14 protein-coding genes and 1 tRNA gene are annotated in these 17,689 nt (G+C 70.9%); 9 read left to right on the top strand and 6 right to left on the bottom strand.

Annotation, left to right across the window (positions count from 1 at the left end):
* Positions 1–19: 19 nt before the first annotated feature.
* On the top strand, positions 20–1,132 hold the full coding sequence (locus Pla133_RS11795) for a tetratricopeptide repeat protein (protein ID WP_145065408.1): 1,113 nt from the start codon (positions 20–22) through the stop codon (positions 1,130–1,132).
* A 25-nt stretch (positions 1,133–1,157) separates the two neighbouring features.
* Here Pla133_RS11795 and Pla133_RS11790 read toward each other — a convergent pair whose 3' ends face one another.
* From Pla133_RS11790 to Pla133_RS11775, 4 genes are all read right to left on the bottom strand, one after another.
* Positions 1,158–2,042 carry a PDZ domain-containing protein gene (locus Pla133_RS11790; protein ID WP_145065406.1) on the bottom strand — a complete coding sequence of 295 codons (885 nt, stop codon included), beginning with the start codon at positions 2,040–2,042 and terminating at the stop codon, positions 1,158–1,160.
* 543 nt (positions 2,043–2,585) lie between these two features.
* Positions 2,586–3,509 (bottom strand): zf-HC2 domain-containing protein, encoded by a 924-nt coding sequence (locus tag Pla133_RS11785; RefSeq protein WP_145065404.1) that lies wholly within the window; start codon positions 3,507–3,509, stop codon positions 2,586–2,588.
* A gap of 98 nt (positions 3,510–3,607) precedes the next feature.
* Complete coding sequence (locus tag Pla133_RS11780) at positions 3,608–4,363, bottom strand: RNA polymerase sigma factor (protein WP_419192403.1); 756 nt, start codon at positions 4,361–4,363, stop codon at positions 3,608–3,610.
* A 388-nt stretch (positions 4,364–4,751) separates the two neighbouring features.
* Positions 4,752–5,711 carry an acetyl-CoA carboxylase carboxyltransferase subunit alpha gene (locus Pla133_RS11775; RefSeq protein WP_145070870.1) on the bottom strand — a complete coding sequence of 320 codons (960 nt, stop codon included), beginning with the start codon at positions 5,709–5,711 and terminating at the stop codon, positions 4,752–4,754.
* A 291-nt stretch (positions 5,712–6,002) separates the two neighbouring features.
* On the opposite strand from Pla133_RS11775, the gene purL reads away from it, so the two are divergent.
* From purL to Pla133_RS11760, 3 genes are all read left to right on the top strand, one after another.
* Positions 6,003–8,936, top strand: coding sequence for a phosphoribosylformylglycinamidine synthase subunit PurL (gene purL / locus Pla133_RS11770; RefSeq protein ID WP_145065400.1), 2,934 nt, complete (start codon positions 6,003–6,005; stop codon positions 8,934–8,936).
* Between the two features lie 63 nt (positions 8,937–8,999).
* A complete protein-coding gene (gene purQ, locus Pla133_RS11765; protein WP_145065398.1) occupies positions 9,000–9,779 on the top strand; it encodes a phosphoribosylformylglycinamidine synthase I in 780 nt (259 codons plus the stop codon).
* A gap of 10 nt (positions 9,780–9,789) precedes the next feature.
* Entirely contained in the window at positions 9,790–10,215 is a 426-nt protein-coding gene (locus Pla133_RS11760; RefSeq protein ID WP_145065396.1) for a hypothetical protein, read from the top strand.
* A gap of 105 nt (positions 10,216–10,320) precedes the next feature.
* Here Pla133_RS11760 and Pla133_RS11755 read toward each other — a convergent pair whose 3' ends face one another.
* Both Pla133_RS11755 and purD read right to left on the bottom strand, forming a co-directional pair.
* Complete coding sequence (locus Pla133_RS11755; RefSeq protein ID WP_145065394.1) at positions 10,321–10,836, bottom strand: Fur family transcriptional regulator; 516 nt, start codon at positions 10,834–10,836, stop codon at positions 10,321–10,323.
* Between the two features lie 126 nt (positions 10,837–10,962).
* On the bottom strand, positions 10,963–12,228 hold the full coding sequence (gene purD, locus Pla133_RS11750; protein WP_145065392.1) for a phosphoribosylamine--glycine ligase: 1,266 nt from the start codon (positions 12,226–12,228) through the stop codon (positions 10,963–10,965).
* A 195-nt stretch (positions 12,229–12,423) separates the two neighbouring features.
* Here purD and Pla133_RS11745 point away from each other — a divergent pair.
* The 5 genes from Pla133_RS11745 (at position 12,424) to Pla133_RS11725 (ending at position 17,522) form a co-directional block, all read left to right on the top strand.
* A tRNA-Pro gene (locus tag Pla133_RS11745) sits at positions 12,424–12,499 on the top strand.
* A 391-nt stretch (positions 12,500–12,890) separates the two neighbouring features.
* Positions 12,891–14,249 carry a tyrosine-type recombinase/integrase gene (locus tag Pla133_RS11740; RefSeq protein ID WP_145065390.1) on the top strand — a complete coding sequence of 453 codons (1,359 nt, stop codon included), beginning with the start codon at positions 12,891–12,893 and terminating at the stop codon, positions 14,247–14,249.
* Between the two features lie 176 nt (positions 14,250–14,425).
* Complete coding sequence (locus Pla133_RS11735) at positions 14,426–14,644, top strand: helix-turn-helix domain-containing protein (RefSeq protein ID WP_419192402.1); 219 nt, start codon at positions 14,426–14,428, stop codon at positions 14,642–14,644.
* Entirely contained in the window at positions 14,641–14,982 is a 342-nt protein-coding gene (locus Pla133_RS11730) for a helix-turn-helix transcriptional regulator (protein WP_145065388.1), read from the top strand. The genes Pla133_RS11735 and Pla133_RS11730 overlap by 4 nt, the downstream gene beginning before the upstream one ends.
* Positions 14,982–17,522: a phage/plasmid primase, P4 family gene (locus Pla133_RS11725; RefSeq protein ID WP_145065385.1), complete on the top strand. Its 2,541-nt coding sequence runs from the start codon at positions 14,982–14,984 to the stop codon at positions 17,520–17,522. The genes Pla133_RS11730 and Pla133_RS11725 overlap by 1 nt, the downstream gene beginning before the upstream one ends.
* Positions 17,523–17,689: the final 167 nt, after the last annotated feature.

Below are 17,689 nucleotides of genomic sequence, written 5' to 3'. Positions count from 1 at the left end.
CGTCCGCCCCTCGAGCACCATGCAGACCCACCTCAGCGCCGACCTCCGAGCCGCCTACCGGCCCCGCCCCCTGCTCCACCGCTCCCGCACCCTGCTGCTGGGAGCCGTCGCCGCCGCGGCCCTGGTCGCCGGCTGCCAGAGTGGGCCCCAGGCCAAGGTCGATCCCGAGAAGCAGCTCGAGATGTATCGCCTGACGGCCCTGGGGCACTACGAGTTGGGCGACCTCAACGCCGCCGAGGGACAGGCACTGAAGGGTTTGGAGCTCGACGACGAAGATCGCAGCCTGCGCCTGATGCTGGGTTGGATCCTGCTGCGTCGCGGGAACATCGAGAGTCTCGAGCGCGCCCAGTGGGTCTTCGACCAGTACATCGAGGACAACGGCGGCGAGGCCCGCGCCTGGCTCGGCCTGGCGGCGGCGCTCGAGCGCCTCGGTGTGGCCTACGACAAGTTGTCCGAGGAGATCGCCTCGGGCGACCGCCTTCCGGACCGCGGCTCGCCGGCCAAGCGCTCGGCCGAGCTGGCCAAGATGGCGAAGGAGTCCTGGCTCGAGGCCCGCGACCTCTACGACCGCACACTCGTCGACCAGAGCGGCAGCCTGCGCGCCCTGGACGGCGAACAACGCATCGCGGCGCGCTTGGAGGAATACGACGCCGCCCTGGACTGGTCACAGAAGCTGCTCGACACCGCCGCCGCTGAGCGTGACTGGTACCAGCGGGCCCTGCGAGAGCGCGAACTCGACGTGCGTGAGGAGGCGCGCATGCGTCAGAGCGAACGCGACGTGCGGCGCCTGCTGATCGACACCCACTTGATCGCCGCGTCCATTCACGTGAACCGCGAGGAGTTGTCGTTAGCCCTGCCCCACCTCGACGCCGCCCTCGAGCTGGAACCCAGCTACACCGACCTGTACAGCCGCCGCGCCCAGCTGCGCTACGCACTCGGCAGGTACGAAGAGGCGGTCGACGACATCACGGTCTTCATCGCCAGCTCGACCATGCCGATCAAGGACCCGCAGATGAAGGCCGCCTTCGCGCTGCTGGAGTTCTCCGAGCGCGAGGACCCGGGCCTCGATCTGGCCGCGGAGCTTCGCCAGCTCAATGAGCCGGCGGCCCCGAAGAACCCCTTGCAGGGCTGAACGGTTGCCGCCGGCCCCTTGGGGGTCAGGAGCCCTCGGGCCGCCAGACTCGAGTGCGTTCGACGCCGTCGGTTCCGATCAATCGCACGCGCACCTCACCGTGATCGCCCCTGGAGGCCATGGCGCGAGAGATGTCGGTGACTTCGGAGAGGTTCATCGAGTTGATCTCGAGCAGCAGGTCACCGCTCGTCACACCCAGCAGGTGGGCGATGGTCCCCGGCACCGTATCGTGGACCACGAGCCCGGCCGGGCGAGTGCCGGTGGCGGGTGAGTCGGTGACGAGCACTCCGAGAATGTCCGTTCTCAGGGGCTGGGCCTGCACCGGGGGACGCAGCTCGCGCAGGGCTCGCTGCTGAAGGGACCCGATGCCCGCTGAACCGTTCCCGACCCACGCGCGCAACTCGGGCTGCTGCTCGAGCAACTCTTCGAGGTCGTCGCCGCGGTAGGTCTTGATCGACTCCTCACCGTTCTCGTTGGTGCGAAGCTCCAGCTCGACCCCATCGGGCCCCAGTCGCATCGAGAAGCTCTCGCTCGTGGAGCTGCCGCCCGGAGGCACGACGCCCGGCGCGAAGAGAGCATCCAACTGCGATTGCAGCTCCTCCAACGCGCCGAAGGGTGAGCGCGAAGCGCCTCCCCCACCCAATGGGGCGAAGTTGCCGGAGAAGGGCGAAAAGATGCCGCCGCTGCCGCCACCGGTTCCGAAGGGCGCAGCGCCGAAGGGCCCGCTCCAGAGCGCGTCGATGCCCCGATCGGCACGCAGGCCCAATTCGCGGCGCGCCATCCGCGCCGTCCAGGCCAGTTCGCCCTCGCCGGCGGCAAGCTCCTCGATCAGGCCTCGCACCCGCGGATCGACCTGGGCCCGCGCGATGGTGGCGTCGAGGTTGGCCTCACGTTGATCGAGGTCCTGCACCGCGAGGCCGTCGGTCCAGTGCTGAGCATCGAAGTCCCCTCGGGTCGCTCCACCGCTCGTGTTCTCGAGTGGCGCGGGAACTCTCGTGCCGCTGGGATCCACAGGATGGATCGGTCGGAGACCCTCTTGGGCCACAGCACCTGCGACCGCAGCACTTGCAGGTTGGCCAGCACTCGAAAGGGCCGTCGCACTCGTGAGGGTGACAGCAGCGATCGAAGACATGAGGACCAGAGGTCCTCGGACGGGGCGGATTCGTTGGCTTGGTACTCGCATCACATCCTCCTCGATGGAGGTTGTCGGTTGAGAATGGGCCGATTGGCACACACCTGCTCTACGGCCGCAGCACGAACGTGAGGGCGAGATCTGCGATCTCGCCGAGGGTCGGAGCCATACGTCCCCCAGGTGGACAAGCGACGCCCCGAGACGGTGAGGGCTGGATCGCGCAGGGCGATCGCTCGTTCACCCAGGGCCTGCGCTGTAGCCGCGGGCAACCCTCGAGTCGGTGAACCAATCAGCCAGCAACAGACTCAGCCAGCCCCCGGCTCAGCGATAGCTGGCGAGGGACTCGGGGCCGGTCGGGACCAGATGGGTCGGGTAACCACGCACCGGCACCAAGATCTCCGACGAGGACTCGAGCAGACGCTCGTCGCGATTGATCGGACGCAGCCCGGCGTTCGCGCCTCGGTCCAGATCGGCCAGCGCCGAACCCGTGTGGTCGCCGACAGCCGGACCGCCGATCGCCCCATTGCCGCCGCCGCTTCCGACGTCCACGCTACCCTGCAGCTCGGCCACGTCCCCGACCCCAGTGGAGCCATCCTGGACACCGAGAGAGGCGTCGCCCGACCCGAACAGCAGCTGCACCCCGATCACCGCCACCAACACGGCAGCGATGGCCGCCGCGCCGCCACCAAATCGGCCGCCCAGGACGCGCCCGCCGATGCCGATCGAGGTCGAACCAGCCACATCGCCCGTGAAGGCGGCCGCGACGAGATCCTCCGCCCCATCCGAGCGGGACTTGGAAGCGCTACGCGGCGCCCGACGGTCGTCACCATGGAGCGGCGAGCCGCGGTGGATGCGCGCGGTCTTGCGCCCGGTAGTGGGTTGTTCAGGCTCCGTAATGGGTTGTTCAGGCTCCGACGGCGCAGCTTGCAAATGCGCAGGGTCCGAGTGCCCCGCCTCGGACCTGCTGGCCCCGGCTCGCTCGGCCGCCGCACGATCAGCCAGCCTGCCCTCGGCCAACAGCGCCCGGCGAATGCCCGGCCACAGATCCGCCACGGTCCCGCTGGCGGCGGAGGCCTCGAAGTAGATCTGACGCAGGCGCCGAGCTTCGGCCTCCGCGTCGCGGCAGGGCTCGCAACGGGCCAAGTGCGCATCGACGGCGCGCTCCTCGGCGGGTTCGAGGTCGCCGCCGACATACAGGTGCACCAAGTCGCTGGCGCGCTCGCAGTCGTAGGTCTCAGTATCCATTGCGTCGTGGGGTCGATTCGCGTCGTGGGGTCGATTCGCGTCGTGGGGTCGATTCGGCCTTCCTCGGGCCGCAGCGTCGTCGTCGAAGGGGCTTGCGTTCAATCGCTCTTGTCCGTCTCGTCGTGTTCGTCGTGATCGTGTGCGCCTGCCCCGTGCCCAGCAGCGCCGCTGCGGCGGGCACTGGCGCGCGCCAGGGCGCTCCGCTCGCGCCGTTCCCACTCCTCCTGGAAGAGCTTGCGGGCTCGGTGCAGCCGCCAGCGCACCGTTACGTGGGTGGCGTCGACGATGCGCGCAATCTCGGTGCAGGGCAGTCCCTCGAGTTCGCGCAGGGCCAACACCGCACTGAAGTGCGACGGCAGGGCCTCGATGCAAGCGCGCACGCGCTCGCCGGTCTCCTCGACCTCCAGGCGGTCCGAGGGCCGCTCGCCCTCCTCGTCAACCAGCTCGAGCCCGAGTTCCTCGCCGTCCTCGCCCCCGCCCGTACGCACCGTCGGCCGGCGCTTGCGGAGGTGGTCGATGGCCAGGTTGGTCACGATCCGGTAGAGCCAGGTCGTGAAGTCGTGGTCGAAGTTGAAGCGCTCGAGGCTGCGGAAGACCCGCAGGAACGCTTCCTGGGCCAGGTCCTGGGCATCGTCCGAGCTGGGCACCATCTGGCGCGCCAGCCTGTAGGCGCGGCCCTGGTGACGCTGGACGAGCAGGGCGAAGGCGTCTTCCTCGCCGCGCTGGGCGGCCCGGATCAGGTCGTGGTCCGAGGGCTCCGATCCGGCGGCATCTCGAACTCCGGCGACGGAGGAGCCTGCGGTCGGTCCTACCGAGCCGCTGCCGTCCGATCCCATCGGTCCGCCGTCGGTCATCTGCCTGTCGTCTTCAGCCCGCCGCAGGTGCTTCCGCTGCGTTTGCGTCGCACCACCGCAGGTTGTGGTTCCATCCGCCTCGGGGCGGGTCGAGCGCCTCGAAGGAGTGCGCCCGGACGGGCCTGCGGGACGACGGAGGATCATAGGACCCTCGTCTACGGCGCCCCAGACCGGGCGTTGGTGGTGATCCACGCCGCGGGGCACTCTTCGGCCCCAGGGAGGGCCCAACCGGAGGGTGCAACCAGAGGCCCCCTCCGCCCCTCCGCCCCCTCTCCACGGACGGCCGCTGGCCCGCAACAGGCCCGATTGGCCCTGGGAACCACCCAGGGCGGCGCCGGACCACTCCGGCGCCGCCCTGGATGCGGGGGGGCTCGCTGGTCGCCGCGGCTCAGCCCGAGACGACCGGGAAGCGCCCTTCGATCGAGGCGATGTTGCGGAATTTCAGCCTCCGCGCCCGGATGAGCTCGTCGGCGGGGATCCCGTCCAGCTCCTCCAGGTGGCGCAGCAGGGTTTCCTTGACCGTGGCGATGGCCTCGGCCGGCGCGCGGTGGGCGCCCCCCAGGGGCTCGGGGATGATCTCGTCGACCACGCCCAAGGCGGTCAGGTCCTCGGAGGTCAACTTGAGCGCCTCGGCGGCCTCGGGCGAGCGCTCGCCGTTCTTCCAAAGGATCGCCGCGCAGCCCTCGGGGCTGATCACGGAGTAGTAGGCGTGCTCCATCATCAGCACGCGGTCGCCCACGCCGATGCCCAGGGCACCGCCGGAGCCCCCCTCGCCGATGACCAACACGACGATCGGCACCTTCAGGGAGAACATGCCGATGATGTTCTCCGCGATGGCCATGGCCTGCCCGCGTTCCTCGGCCCCGATACCCGGGTAGGCGCCGGGGGTGTTGATCAGGCAGACGATCGGCAGGCCGAGCTTCTCGGCCAGCTTCATCTTGCGCCAGGCCTTGCGGTAGCCCTCCGGATGGGCGCAGCCGAAGTTGCACTCCAAGCGCTCCTTGACCGTGCGGCCCTTGCGATGGCCGATCAGCACGAAGCGCCGATCACCCATGGTCGCCATGCCCGTGACCATCGCCGGGTCGTCGCCGAAGGTCCGGTCGCCGTGCAACTCGACGAAGTCGTCGAGCATCTGGATGTAGTCCGACGTGACCGGCCGCTTGGGGTGCCGCGCGACGTTCACGCGCTCCCAGGGTGTCAGGTCGTTGTAGGTCTTGGAGATGACCTCGCGCAGTTGTTCCTCGAGCGACACGATCTCGCCGGAGACGTCGAAGCTGGTCGAATCGGCCAGCTCCTTGAGCTCCTGGATCTTGTCCTCGATCTCGAGGATCTTGTGCTCGAAGGGCATCGCCGGCCCCTCACTGGAGCGCCGCTTGCCGGCGGCGGGGCCGGAGGCCGGCTTCGCACCGGTTTTGGCCGCGCTGGAGGACTTGTCGGACTTGGACTTGCGGAACTTATCGCTCATCGATCTCTCGCGTGGTCGCGCCCGGTGGAGAGTCCGGGGCCGCGTCCGATCTTCGCTCCGCGGGCGGCTGCCGGCAACAGTTCCGGTGATTGGGCCAAAGCCCCGGGTTCCGGCGCGATCCGCGCCCCCGGCCTCGATACTCTTTGCGCTTCTACGCGTCCCCCTCGATTCGCGATGAGCCACCCCGCCCCCGCCGCCCTCCCCGACGCCTGGCGCGTGGAGGTCTTCCGCAGCCAGGATCGCCCCGATCCCGACGGCGAGCAGACCCTCGCTGCTGCCCTCGAACTCGGCCTGGAACTCGGCCTCGAGCCGATCGAAGGACTGCGGCTGGGCCGCGGCTACCTCCTGCCTCCCGAGCTCTCCCAGGCCGCGGTCGAGACCATCGCCCGCGAGCTCCTGGCCGATCCCGTGGTCGACACCCCGCGGATCACCGCGCCGGGCGGTCACCCGGAGGTCCCCGCCGGGGTCCACAGGGTCCTGGTCGCTCCCCAGCCCGGGGTCATGGACCCCGTGGCCACGGCCGTGGGCCGCGCTCTGGTGCGCGACGGGCACCTGGCCGAGTACTCCACCGGGACCGTCGCCACCTTCCGCGCCTGGGAGCTCACGGGCGCGGTCGACCGGGCCGGGCTCGAGACCCTGGGCCGGCGCCTCTTGGCCAACGAGACCATCGACACCCTGCGCTTCGACTCCGAGGACCTGCCCTACGTGCAGCCCGGCGGCAGCGGCCACCGGGGCTCGGTCGAGGTCCCCCTGCGCGCCCTGGACGACGACGCGCTGCTCGCCCTCAGCCGCGAGGGTCAGCTCAGCCTCGACCTGGCGGAGATGCAAACGGTACGCGACCACTACGCGGCGCTGGGTCGCGAGCCGAGCGCCCTGGAGCTGGAGACGATCGCCCAGACCTGGAGCGAGCACTGCAAGCACAAAACCCTCTGCGGTCTGATCGACTTCGAGGGTGAGCGCATCGACAACCTCTTGCGCTCCACGATCGGCGCGGCCACGCGCACCATCGACGCGCCCTGGTGCCTGAGCGTGTTCGAGGACAACGCCGGCATCGTCGAGTTCGAGGGTGACCAGGCGGTCTGCATCAAGGTCGAGACCCACAACCACCCCAGCGCGATCGATCCCTTCGGTGGCGCGGGCACCGGCATCGGCGGCGTGATCCGCGACGTGCTCGGCGCGGGCCTGGGCGCGGAGCCGATCGCCAACATCGACGCCTTCTTCGTGGGGCCCCTGGACCTGCCCGCGGACGAAGTCCCGAAGGGCACCATGCACCCGCGCCGGATCCTGCGCGGCGTCGTCGACGGCGTGCGCCAGTACGGCAACTGCATGGGCATCCCGACCGTCACCGGCGGCCTGTGGCACCACAAGGGCTACACGGCGAACCCTTTGGTCTACGCGGGCACGGTGGGCCTGATGCCGTCCTCCATGGCCCACAAGCAGGTCGCGGCCGGCGACGCCATTGTGGCCGTGGGCGGGCGCACCGGACGCGACGGGATCCACGGCGCGACCTTCTCGTCGATCGAGCTGTCGGAGCACTCCGAGACCGAGAGCAGCCACGCGGTGCAGATCGGCGATCCGATCACGGAGAAGGGCGTGCTCGACACCCTGCTGCGGGCCCGCGACGCGGGCCTCTACCGCGGCATCACCGACTGCGGCGCGGGCGGCTTCTCCTCGGCCGTGGGCGAGATGGGCGAGCACTGTGGCGCCGACGTCGAGCTCGACCGGGTGCCGCTCAAGTACCCGGGCCTGTCGAGCCACGAGGTCTGGATCAGCGAGGCCCAGGAGCGGATGGTGCTCTCGGTGCCGCCCGAGAAGCTCGAGGCCTGCCTGGCGGTCTTCGCCGCCGAGGACGTGGAGGCCGTCGTGATCGGTCACTTCACGGACACGGGCAAGCTGGTCGTGCGCGACGGCGACGAGGTCGTCGGCGAGCTCGACATGCAGTTCCTCCACAAGGGCAACCCGCGCACCGTGCGCCAGGCGGCCTGGGTCGCGCCGGACGTCGCCGATCCGGGCGTTCCGACCTCGACGGACCCCCAGGCGGAGCTCTTGGCGCTGCTCGCCCACCCTAACCTCTGCAGTCGCGAGTGGATCGTGCGCCAGTACGACCACGAGGTGCAGGGGCGCTCGGCGATCAAGCCGATGGTCGGTCCGGCCGGCGACGGCCCGGGCGACGCGGCGGTGATCCAACCCCTGGCCGAGTCCACCCGGGGCCTGGCCCTGGCGGTGGGCGCGAACCCCTTGCAGGGGCGGCTCGATCCGTGGGCCATGGCGGCCGCGGGCATCGACGAGGCCCTCCGCAACGTCGTCTCCGTCGGTGCCGATCCGGAGCGCGCGGTGCTCCTGGACAACTTCTCCTGGGGCAACTGCAACGAGCCCGATCGACTCGGTTCGCTGGTGCTCGCCGCCCGCGCCTGCCACGACGTGGCCCTGGCCTTCCGCGCGCCCTTCGTGTCGGGCAAGGACAGCCTGAACAACGAGTACCGCGTGGGCGATCGCACCCTGTCGATCCCCCCCACGCTCCTGATCACCGCCATGGCGCCGGTCCCCGACCTGCGGCGCGCGGTGACGATGGATCTCAAGCGCGCGGGCAACCGGCTGTACCTGGTCGGCGAGACCGCGGCGGACCTGGGCGGGTCGCACTGGTTCGACGTGCTCGGGCTCGACGGCGGCCGCGTGCCCCGTCCCGACCTGGAGCGCGCGCCGGCCCAGATGCGCGCCCTGCACGGCGCCATCGCCGCGGGCCGCGTGCGGGCTTGCCACGACCTGTCCGAGGGTGGCTTGGCCGTGGCCGCCGCCGAGATGGCCTTCGCGGGGCGCTGTGGCGCCCGCGTCGCCCTCGGCAGCGTGCCGCTCGCGGCCGACCTGCCCGGCGCCGCCGACGGCGACGCGGTGGCACTGTTCAGCGAGTCCTGCACCCGCTTCCTGGTCGAGGTCGAGCCCGACCACGCGGCGGGCTTCGAGCAGGCCCTGGCCGGCTTCCCCTGTGCGAGCGTCGGCGAAGTGACCGACGACGGGCGCCTCGAGCTGCTCGGACGCGACGGCGCGACGCTGGTGGACCTGGACGTCGAGCAACTGCGTCAGGCCCACACCGGCGGCTTCCGCGGCTGAACCGATCCCGCGCTACTCCGCTGCGGTCCACCCCCCTGCGCCCCCCACCCGGATTCCTCGCCCATGACCTCCCAGCCCACCGCCCTGGTCCTGCGCACCGCCGGCACCAACTGCGACCGCGAGACGGTCCAGGCCCTCGAGATGGCCGGCGCTCGGACCGAGCTGCTGCACCTCAATGCCCTCTCGGCCGAGCCCCGCAGGCTGGCGGCCGCGCAGATCCTGGTGATACCCGGCGGCTTCTCCTACGGCGACTACGTGGCCGCGGGCCGCATCCTCGGACACGAGCTGCGCCACCGGCTGGGCGAAGAGATCGCCACCTTCGTCGAGGGCGGTGGTTTCGTGCTCGGCATCTGCAACGGGTTCCAGGTACTGGTCGAGCTGGGCTTGATCGAGGGCCCGCGCGCGGAGCCCTCCCAGCGGCGCATGGCGCTCACGGCCAACAGCTCCAACCGCTTCGAGTCCCGCTGGGTGCACCTGCGCAACGAGCGCAGTGCCTGCGAGTGGCTGGAGCGGGGCACGGTCTGGCCCGTCCCGGTGGCCCACGGCGAGGGTCGCGTGGCCCTGCGCTCGGCCGGTGACCTCGAGGCCCTGACCGACGCGGGACAGGTGGCCCTGCGCTACGTGACCGCCGACGGCGGCGAAGCCGGCTACCCCGACTGTCCCAACGGGTCGGCCGGTCAGATCGCCGGGCTGTGCGATCCCTCCGGACGGGTGCTGGGCCTGATGCCCCACCCCGAACGCAACATCACGCCCTTCCACCACCCCTTCTGGACGCGCCTGCCCGAGCGCGACGAAGGCGAGGGCCTGGCGCTGTTCCGAGGCCTGGTCAGCGCAGCGAGCTGAGGCGGCCGGCATGACGACCTTGCGCTTTCGCCGGCTTGCCGCAGGTCTGGCCCTGGCCGCCATTGGGTCGATGGGCACGGGATGCCTGGGCGCGGCGACCGTAGCCGGCGCGGGTTATCTGGTTGCGCGCGAGCTGGGCCCCGATCGCAGCCAACGAGCCCTGGTGCGTGAAGAGCTCGAGGAAGTCTGGTTCGTCGCGGAGCTGCTGATGGACGAGCGCGCCGAAGCCAGCGTGGACGTGCTGGAGTCACCGCGCCGGCTCGTCGGACGAATCGACGGCGCCACGGTCGAGGTCACGGTCGAGCGCGTGGGGCCCGAGCAGACTTCGGTCAGCATCCTGGCCCAACGGGTCCTGGCCCGCGCGGACGCCGAGCTGGCCGGAGACTTGCTGGACGCGCTGCTCGCCCGCCTCGCAGAGCGCAATCCAGGGCGCTGAAGTCGGCGGCGCTCGGGCCAACGTCGCGCCGGATTGCGGAGCGACTCGCTGGTGGCCGCACTGGCCCGGCGAGACAGTTGCCCCGCGCGTCAGTTGCCCCGCGCGTCAGTGGGCATGCTCGGTCGCCGCGTGCTGCCCGTCAGCGCGGCCTTCCTCAGCACCGCCTTCGCGCTTCTTCTGGCGGGCTCGGGCGCAGGCCCGGCAGTAGCCCAACAGGCGCAGGTCGTGGTTGACCATCACGAAGCCCGCGGCGTCCGCGGCCTCCTTCTGCAGGGCCTCGATGCGCTCGTCGACGAACTCGTCGATGCGACCACAGTCCATGCAGACCATGTGGTCGTGGTGCTTGTGCCCGGTGACGTGCTCGTAGCGCAGCTCGCCCTGGCCCACGTCGAGGGACTCGAGGAAGCCGCCGTCGACCAGAAGACCCAAGGTGCGGTAGACGGTGGCGCGCGAGACGCGCGGGCCGTCCTCGTCCTGCAGCCAGCGGTAGAGGATCTCTGCGGAGAAGTGCTCGTGGGTCGCGAAGGCGCGCTCGAAGATCCGCGCCCGCTGGGAGGTCAGCTTGAGGGACTGACCCCGCAGGAAGGACTCGAACTGCTTGCGAATCTGGGCGTGCTTCACGTTGGCCTCCCCGGCGCTGGGGTCAGCTTAGGTTGGGTCCGAGATCGATTCGAGGGCGTGGGTGGCCGGTCGGGAATCGACCTCCCCCCACGGAGCACGGCCGACCGGCTGGACGACCGGTCGCGCTCAGCGCTGGCCGATGTCGCGGCGGCAGAACTTGCCTTCCCAGAAGATCCGCTCCAGACCCGCGTAGCTGCGCCGGCGGGCCTCCTCGACGTCGCTGCCCACGGCCGTGGCGCACAGCACGCGTCCGCCGCTGGTGACCACGTGGTCGCCATGGCGCTTGGTTCCGCCGTGAAACACAACCACGCCCTCCTCGGCGTTCGCGGCGGCGATCCCGGTCACCACGTCCCCCGTGCGAACTTCGCCGGGATAGCCGGCGGCGGCGCCGATCACGCCCACGCAGCCGCCCTCGTTCCATTCGGGCGACTCACAGTCCTCCAGGCGCCCCTCGGCCGCGGCCACCAGGTAGGGCACCAGGTCGCTCTTCATGCGGCGCATGACCACCTGGGTCTCCGGGTCGCCGAAGCGCACGTTGAACTCGAGCACGCGCGGGCCCTGGTCGCCCACCATCAGGCCGGCGTAGAGCACGCCCCGGAAGGGCACGTCCTCGATCTGCAGGGCGTGCAGGGCGGGCAGCAGCACGCGCTGCTCCACCTGGCGCATCAGGCGCCGGCTGACCCACGGCACCGGCGCGACCACGCCCATGCCACCGGTGTTCGGGCCGGTGTCGCCCTCGCCCACTTGCTTGTGGTCCACCGCCGGGTCGAGCACCAACAGGGTGCGACCGTCGGTGATGGCTTGGATCGAGAGCTCCTGGCCCTCGAGGAACTCCTCGATCACGACCTCGTTCCCGGCCGAGCCGAGGGTGCGCTCCTCCATGATCCGGTCGACCACCGTGCTGCCCTCGGCGGCGTCGGAGACCACGAACACGCCCTTGCCCGAGGCCAGGCCGTCGGCCTTGATCACCTGGGGCCAGGTCGTGACGGCCTCCAGGTAGGCCTTGGCCTGCCCGGCGCGGTCGAAGCGGCGCCAGGTCCCGGTGGGGATCCGGTGCCGGTCGAGCAGCTCCTTGGTGAAGACCTTCGAGCCCTCTAGCCGCGCGCCGGCGGCGCCGGGGCCGAAGGTCGTGATCCCCGCCTCGCGCAGGCGATCGGCGAGTCCGGCCACGAGCGGGTCCTCGGGACCGACCACGACCAGACCGATCTCCTCCGACTTGGCCAGGCGCACCAGGCCGTCGATGTCGCTGGTCGAGACCGCGACGTTGCGGGCGACCGACTCGGTGCCGGCGTTCCCGGGGGCGCAGAGGACTTCCTCCACGAGGGGCGAGGACGCGATCTTCCAGCACAAGGCGTGCTCGCGACCGCCGCCGCCGACGACCAGGACCTTCATGGGGCCAGGACCTTCAAGGGGACTTCGTAGTCAGGGGGGCTGGGGACGGCGGCCCGCGGCCGCAATCGAGCGGAGGAAACTAACAGGCTCCCCCACCCAGGTCACGATCCCGAGCCCGGCCTTCCGGGCCGCCACCCGACTCATCCAGGGCCCAGTGGTCCCCGCGTGCCCTGGAGCGGTACGATCCCGGCGGCCCGGGGAGTACCTCAGTTGGTAGAGGCGTAGCTTTGGGAGCTACGAGTCGTGGGTTCGAGTCCCATCTCCCCGACCACTCCTGCCCGAAGGGACGAGGTCGACCTCCGGACGTCTCGCGCGGCGACCCGCAGCAGTCCTGTCCGAGCGAGGCTGCAGAACCGGATGTTCCTGCGGTGAGGTCCGCAGTACCGCCGGCGCCGCCCGATCTAGGAGGTCCCACGGTCCAGGGGTATCCTGCCCGGCCGAGCGCCCGTAGCTCAGCTGGATAGAGCACCCGACTTCTAACCGCGCGCGGCTCATCCGAGAGGCTCCCGGAAAGCGCCCGAACGCTCCGCGCAAGCGCGCGCTGGGACACGCCTTAGCGCCCGGAAGGCGCCCGAGAAGCGTACGGGCGGTGGACCGTCCGCCGACCTTCCGCGTTTGCGATTCGAGCCCGCGCGGAAGGTGACCTCGGGGTAGAGTCGAGCATGCAGCGCTTCGTCTTCACCGAGGACCGCATCCGCAAGGAGGCGCTCCCGCCCGAGCCCGACGCGACGACCGCGAGCGGGAAGCCCGTCAAGGACACGATCTACTGGGACAAGGACGTGCCGGGCTTCGGCGTCCGCGTCGGTCGCCCTCGCACCGACCCCGAGACCGGCAAGCCCGCGCTGCCGGTGCGGACCTTCATCTTCCAGCGCGACGTGCGCGGCCGGACGCGCCGCTTCACGATCGGCCGCCACGGGCACGACGAGGCGCGCGAGGACCTGTACACCGTCAAGAAGGCCCGCGCCCGCGCGGTCGAGCTGCTCAACTACATGCTCAAGGGCCTCGACCCCGCCGAGGAGGAGCGTCGGCAGGAGGTCGAGGGCATGACGCTCGCCGTCGCGATCGGGCTCCACGTCCGCTCGATGCGGGCCCGGGAGTGCGCCGAGAAGTCGATCCTCGACGTGCACCGCGACACCGAGCGCTACATGCCCGACTGGCTCCCGCGTCCCATCGCCTCGATCACCCGGGCCGAGTGCATGGAGCGGCACGCCCAGCTCACGGAGCGCGGCAAGTACGTTGCGAACCGGGCCATGCGGATCTTCCGCGCCGTCTGGAACACTGCCTCGCGGGCGAACGAGGCGCTGCCGCAGTGCCCCGTGGTCGCGGTCACGATGAACAAGGAGCGCCGCCGTCGCGAGCCGATCACCTGGGGCGCGCTCCCGGCGTGGTGGGCAAAGGTGGACTCGATCCAAAACCCGATCCGCCGCGACCTGCAACTGTTCATCCTGTTCACCGGGCTGCGCTCGACGGACGCGAAGACGGTCCGTTGGGAGCATGTCAACCTGACCGACGAGCCCAGGCTCCTTGGCACGGTCTCGATCCCGCCCGGCTGCATCCACCGGCCAAAACCAAAGGGCGGCGAGGACCGCGCGTTCACGGCACCGCTGTCGAGCTTCGCCCTGGAGATCCTCCGGCGCCGCCGCGAGCAGAACCGCATGATCTACCCCGACGACCGGGGGTGGGCGTTCCCCTCGACGGACGCCCAGGGTGCCGTCTCCCACGTCCACCGCGTCGGCGAGCAGCGCTACGACGGCGACGGCCGCAAGTACAACTTCCTCCCCTCTCCCCATCGCCTCCGCGACACGTTCGCGACGGCCGCCTACGAGGCGGGCCTGGAGCGGACCGCCATCAAAGTGCTCATGAACCACGTCCTCCCCAGGGGCGACGTGACCGAGGGCTACATCGGCTTCACCCCCGAGATGTTCAGGGAGCCCGTTCAGCGCGTCGCCGACTTCCTCCTCAGCAAGGCGCTGCCGGGAGAATCGGAGGCGCGCCCGACCTCGAATCGGAGCGTGGGGTAGCCTAGGAATCGAAGGCACTGCTGGGCGCAGCCTGATCTCACGGCGCCCTTCGGAGCCGCCCCGGAAACAACGGCCCGGGGCTTGTACTTCAGTCGTCCCTATCGGGGTCCCCTGGGAGACCCTAGCCGGGCAAGGACGCTGATCCCGAGATCGACCTCCATCACACGGAGGCTGACGTGGATCAGCACCAGACCCTCGACCTCGAGGCGGTCGAGCCCATGACGGCTCGGGAAGTCGCCGACTTCCTCAAAGTACACATCAAGACGCTCCTGCGGTGGCACGCCCAGGGTGTCGGGCCGCGCCGCTACTGCCCGACGGGGCGGGGCGGGCGGGCCCTCTACAACCGCGCCGAGGTCATCGCCTGGGCGTTCCGGGAGAAAGGGGGGTCGCGATGAGCGCCGAGTCCCCCGCGAGCGCCCTCGCGCTCCTCAAGGCCCTCGCCGAGCAGCTCGACCTCGGGGCCCGCAAGCGCCTGACGAAGGGCGCGCTCGTCGCGCTGGAGACCGTCCAGCCGCGCTACCTGACGAAGTACGGCGTCGCGGTCCTGCTCGGCCTGGACTCGGAGCGCGTCGTCGAGGACTGGATCAGCGACAAGAAGGAGGCCGAGGACGGGATCGAGTTCCCGCGCCCCATCGAGGTCACCAAGCGTATCCACCGCTGGGACCTCCATGAAGTCCTCGACTTCATGGAGCGCAAGAAGGCGAAGCGCGCGCAGCGGGGAGGGCCGTTCTGATGTCTTCCCAGCCGGACCAAACGCCGACCCCCGAGCCGGACTACGCTGCGTCGATCGAGTTCCTGTCCAAGTGGATGCCGCGCGGCCCGTGGGTGTTGACGGCGATCGTCCCCGACAAGCCCAAGAAGGGCGCGGCGACGTTCACCGACACCTTCGGGCAGCACGACGTGGGCAGCGGGCGGCTGCTGGCGTGGCTCGAAGAGCACGGGACGAAGCGGCAGCGCAACATCTACTTCACGCCGAACGGCTGCCGGAAGCAGACGGTCAAGAAGAAGCCCACGAAGGCGGACATCGCCGCGATGTACGTGCTGCATGTGGACCTCGACCCGTCGGCGCCGCCGGAGGACGTGGACAAGGCCGCGCACAACGGGGGCGAGCGCCAGCGGATCCTCGCCCTGCTCCAGGATCCGCCGTCGGGGCTGCCTAGGCCGACCTGCATCACCGACTCGGGCGGTGGCTACCAGGCGTTCTGGCGGCTCAAGATCCCGGCCTCGCTCGACGGGACGGACGAGGCGGCGGCCGAGGCCGAGCGGTACAACCGCAAGCTGGAGGAGCTGCTCGGCGGCGACCACACGCATAACGTCGATCGCGTCATGCGGCTCCCCGGCACGATCAACCGGCCGGACGCGAAGAAGCGCGCCAAGGGCCGCACGGAAGCGCTCGCGGCCGTCGTCGAGTTCTGCGACGAGCTGCACGACCTCGGCGGCTTCGAGAAGGCCGAGCCGGTACGGTCGGCGGGCCAGGGCTCGAAGGCGAGCGGCAACGGGCGGGCCGCCCCCGCGCCGTCCGGCGTAGAGCGGCTCGACACGCTCGACCACCAGCCCGAGGGTGTCTCCGACCTGTGCAAGGTCGTCATCGCGCAGGGGTGCGACCCCGACGACGACCCGGGCCGCTTCGGCGGCGCGCCGTCGATGTTCGGGCTCAGGCGCGGGTCGGACTGGACCGGGGACCGCTCGGCGGCCGTGTGGTACGTCGCCTGCGAGCTTGTGCGCGCGGGCGCGGACGACGACACGATCCGCGCGCTGCTGCTGGACGAGGGCTGGGGCATCAGCGCCCACGTCCTCGACCAGAAGAACCCCGAGGCCTGCGCCGACCGGCAGATCGAGCGCGCGCGGAACGAGGTGGGCGAGGTCGAGGCGGCGACGGACGACGCAAGCCCGCTGCTCGACCCGGGCGACCCGAGGCCGTCGGCGCGGCTGTACGTCGAGCGCGAGGCACCGCACCTGTTCTTCCACAACGGCGACTGGCTCGACTACGGCCGAGGCGCGTACTTCGAGGTGGAGTCGGGGATCGTCTCGGCGGGCGTGTTCGCCTTCCTGGAGCGCGCACGTCGGCTGTGGGGGTTGAAGCAGGTGCCGGGGCCGTTCAAGCCCATGCGCTCGAACGTGACCGAGGTGCTCGGGGCGTTGGAGTCCGTCACGATCCGGGCGCGCGACCTGTACGCGCCGCCGTGCTGGATCGCGGAGCCCGGGCCGCCGCCGCGCGAGATCATCTCGTGCGCGAACGGGCTGCTGCACCTGCCGACGGGGCGGCTGCTCCAGGCCACGCCGAGCTTCTTCACGCGGAACGCGCTGGAGATCGCCTACGACCCGGACGCGCTGCCGCCCGAGGGCTGGCTCGCGTTCCTCGGCCAGCTCTGGCCGAAGGACCCGGACAGCATCGGCGTGCTCCAAGAGGTGTTCGGCTACCTGCTCGTGCCCGACACGTCGCAGCAGAAGGTGTTTCTGCTCGTCGGCCCCGCGCGGTCGGGGAAGGGCACCATCGGACGGGTGCTCACGCGGCTCGTCGGCGAGGCCAACGCGGTGGGCAGCGACATGCGCACGCTCGGCGGCAACTTTGGCCTGCAACCCCTGATCGGGAAGCAGCTGGCGATCGTCGCCGACATGCGACTCGGCAAGCGCAGCGACCCTGCCACGATCGCGGAGAACCTGCTGCGCATCAGCGGCGAGGACCTGGTCACGGCGGACAGGAAGAACAAGACCGCCTGGACGGGCACGCTGGCCGTGCGCTTCGTCATCATGACCAACGAGCTGCCGAGGTTCTCCGACGCGAGCGGCGCGCTCGCCAATCGGTTCGTGCCGCTCGTCATGACCGAGAGCTTCCTGGGCCGCGAGGACCACGGGCTGACGGCGCGGCTGCTCAGCGAGCTGCCGGGCATCCTCAACTGGGCCGTCGAGGGCTGGCGTCGGCTCCGGGACCGTGGGCACTTCGTGCTGCCGGGCTCGTCGCGGGACGCCGTGCAGGACCTCCTCGACATGGCCTCTCCGGTCTCGGCCTTCGTGCGCGACGTGTGCGTGCTCGACCCCGAGGCGCGCGTCGAGAAGGGCCAGCTCTACGCCGTCTGGCGGGAGTGGTGCCTCGCGCGCGGCGAGCCGATCGCCGAGGAGGCGGTGTTCTCGCGCGACCTGTACGCGGCCACGGCCGGGCGCGTGCGGGCGGGGAAGATGCCCAGGCCCGCGAGACTGCCCGCCTACGTCGGGATCCGGCAGCGCGACGCTGCCGAGGCCCGCGACGACCCCGATCACGACGTGCTCGGGTAGGCCGGTCCGGGGTCCGGTCCGGGGTCGGTCTGGGGTCGGCGGGGCCGGAAACCACCACTCTCGACACCGGGAACATGGCGCGGGCGGGGCGGTCCGACCGGGCTGGGGTCTTCCCCGCCCCTCCGCCGCGCGCGGCCCGCGAGCGCTCGGACGGATAGCCCAAGGGG

The organism is Engelhardtia mirabilis, from assembly GCF_007748095.1.
In the GTDB taxonomy this organism is placed as follows: Bacteria; Planctomycetota; UBA1135; order UBA1135.
This window is presented reverse-complemented; position numbering and strand designations above follow the sequence as displayed.